At 61.7% G+C, this 2912-nt stretch carries 3 protein-coding genes and 1 other RNA gene; all 4 read right to left on the bottom strand.

Features of this window, described 5'->3' with window-relative positions; genetic code table 11:
* A partial coding sequence (gene dnaX, locus RR842_RS11790; protein ID WP_332729842.1) for a DNA polymerase III subunit gamma/tau occupies positions 1–1339 on the bottom strand: 1339 nt, incomplete at its 3' end.
* A gap of 34 nt (positions 1340–1373) precedes the next feature.
* Positions 1374–2066: a VTT domain-containing protein gene (locus RR842_RS11795; protein WP_332729843.1), complete on the bottom strand. Its 693-nt coding sequence runs from the start codon at positions 2064–2066 to the stop codon at positions 1374–1376.
* Positions 2067–2256: 190 nt separating this feature from the next.
* Positions 2257–2350: signal recognition particle sRNA small type (ffs, locus tag RR842_RS11800), an RNA gene on the bottom strand.
* 296 nt (positions 2351–2646) lie between these two features.
* The coding region (locus tag RR842_RS11805; protein WP_332729844.1) for an amino acid--tRNA ligase-related protein at positions 2647–2912 on the bottom strand (266 nt) is incomplete at its 5' end.

Raw genomic sequence — 2912 nt, forward strand, 5'->3', positions numbered from 1 at the left:
TCTGCAGGCTGGCCGCAAGGTCGGCCGAGGGCGCAGCTGCCGCAGGCGTGGCGGCGACCGACGCCGAACAGGCCTGCTCTTGCGGCGTGGCGGCGCTTCGGGTCCGCGTCTCCATCGGCATCGAAGCAGCAGTCTGAGCGACGGACGCTTGCTGCGCCGCAACAGGTGCCGGCCCTCCCGTCACATGCGCGACGGCGGAATACCCGGACTCGAGGGCTTCGACGCGCTCGGCCAACGATTCCAACGTGAGGTCGGAGTCGGGACGCACCATACGCGTCAGCGCGATCTCGAAGGACAACCGCGGATTCGTGGACGTCTTCAGCTCGGCCGACAGATCGCCTAGCACACCCAGCAAACGCGCGAGGCGATCGGCCCCGAACCACTGCATTTCCTGGGCAAGCTCGCGGCGCATCGCCTCGCCCACCTCGATAGCCACATCGGCACCAACCAGCGTCATCACGTACATATTGCGCACGTGCTCGGCCAAATCGCGGGTAAACTGCGCCAAGTCGGCGCCAGTCTCGATGTACTCGGCTGTCCAGCGGAAGCACAATGCTACGTCGCGCGTGCCAATGGCTCGCACGATCTCAGCTAAGTCGTTCGTATCGACAGCACCCAGCATGCGCTCGGCCACTTCAAGCGTGACCTTGCCCTCGCCGAACGCAATAAGCTGCTCCAGCGAGGTCAGCGCGTTGCGCATGCCACCTTCGGCGCGATGCGCGATCAGGTCCAATGCCTCGCCCTCGAACTCGACGTCCTCGGCCACGCAGATGGCGCCGAGGCGCGACACGATGGCCTCAAGCGAAATGCGACGGAAGTCGAAGCGCTGGCAGCGCGAATGAATGGTTTCGGGAACCTTCTGCGGATCGGTGGTGGCCAGTATGAACACCACATGGCTCGGCGGCTCCTCGAGCGTCTTCAACAGCGCGTTGAACGCAGCCGTCGACAACATGTGGACCTCGTCGATGATATAGATCTTGTAGCGGCCGCGCGTTGGCGCGTATTGCACGCGTCCAATGATTTCCTCGCGCACGTTCTCCACGCCGGTGCGGCTTGCGGCGTCCAGCTCGTAGACATCCGGATGCTCGCCGTTTGCGATCATCTTGCAATCGGAACAGGTGCCGTCAGGCTCGGGCGTCGGGCCGTGCTCGCACAAAAGAGCTTTCGCCAGCAGGCGCGCCGTGGTGGTCTTGCCGGTGCCGCGCGGACCGGTGAACAGATAGGCGTGACTTACCTTGTCCTGCTCGATCGCATTTTTGATAGTACGCTCGATATGCTCCTGACCGACGACATCCTCGAATATCTGCGGCCGATATTTCCTATACAGTGCTTCCGCCATGATACGTGCTCGCTATCTCGTGTCCGCTTTCCCGCTACTTTGTCTCGACATCTCCGGACATCGCCGCAGCCTTCTTAGCTTTGCGTGCATTCAGGGCCGCTTTCACGGCACCGATAATGGCCGGCGCAACCGACACCGCTACAATGCCCAGTACGATGACCTCAAAATGCTCCTGCACGAACGGGATGCCCCCGAAGAAATAACCCACCAGCACGAACAAGGTCACCCACAGCACGCCGCCGATAACGTTGAACACCGTGAACTTTGCGAAGTTCATGTGCCCGGTGCCGGCGATGAACGGCGCGAACGTACGGAAGAACGGCATAAAGCGCGTGATGACGATAGTAAGGCCGCCGAACTTGGCAAAGAAGTGGTCCAGTTTGGCCATGCGCTCGGGCGTGAGCGCCTTTACCTTTCCCGAATCGATGATGCGCGAACCGAAAACGCGCGCGATCCAGTAGTTCGACGTGTTGCCCAGAATGGCGGCCACATAGAACACGATCAACGTAGCCCAAACGTTCAATCCGCCGCCATCGGCCGAAAACACGCCTGCTGCGAACAGCAGCGAGTCGCCTGGCAAAAACGGGAAGAACACCAAGCCCGTCTCCACGAACACGATAAGGAACAGCGGTGAGTACACCCCGATAGGTCCGAGCGCGATGATCCATCCGGCAATAGCCGCCCGTGGATCGGAGAGCAGGTTGACGAAGAAGTCGATGATTCCCATGTTGTCCTTTTCTGAGTATCAGTCCAGCAAATCAGCGAGAAGGGCTGCGGTGCCGAGATCGCCCCGTTATGCGGCCGAGCGCGTGCCGCGGCACGTGAGGGGTAAGCATAAAAGGGGCAAGTTCGGTACCACAGCCCTTCGCGGCGTCGAGCAGTTCCGTCGGCCAAGGGCCGTCGGAACCCGAAGTGATCCCGGATAGGCAGGGGCGCTCGCCAGCGGTCCCTTATGGCTGCTTCCTCCCGGACCTGACCAGGTTCGGAACATGGCGCCGCCCCAGCCCATCCGAGATACTTCGAATTACAACCGTTTCAGTATAGGCGAAGCCCCCCAGCCGCACTGTCGCCTCGCCGCCGAAGCAACCAAAAGTACACAGACACCGAGCGGGTTACCAGGGGGGCTTCCTCCGCGAATGTGCCTTACTGCATTCGGAATGCGAAGCCAGAATCGCAGTTCGCCGGACTCTCCCATCAAACCTTCAGGCATCCCGTTTCGATAGGGCTATTCCTCACCTCGCACTACCTCGAGAACCCCCAACCACTCGTGTGCGATCGGGGGTTCTCGGTATCCTGAGCTTCGGCGTCTACAGCGTGCGTAGGCTGACTTCCTTGAGCTGGCGTCCCGACACGGCACTGGGAGCGCCGGTCATGGGGTCGCTCGCGCTGCTCGTCTTCGGGAAGGCGATGACATCGCGGATGGACGCCTTGTTGCCCAGCAGCATGACCAGGCGATCAAGGCCGAGCGCGATGCCGCCATGCGGCGGAGCGCCCAGCTCGAGGGCATGGATGAGATGACCGAACTTCTCTTCGATCTCCTCGTCGGTGAGGCCGCACACGCGCAGCACGCGGC

The sequence above is a fragment of the Gordonibacter sp. genome (assembly GCF_036667095.1).
Taxonomy (GTDB): Bacteria; Actinomycetota; Coriobacteriia; order Coriobacteriales; family Eggerthellaceae; genus Gordonibacter.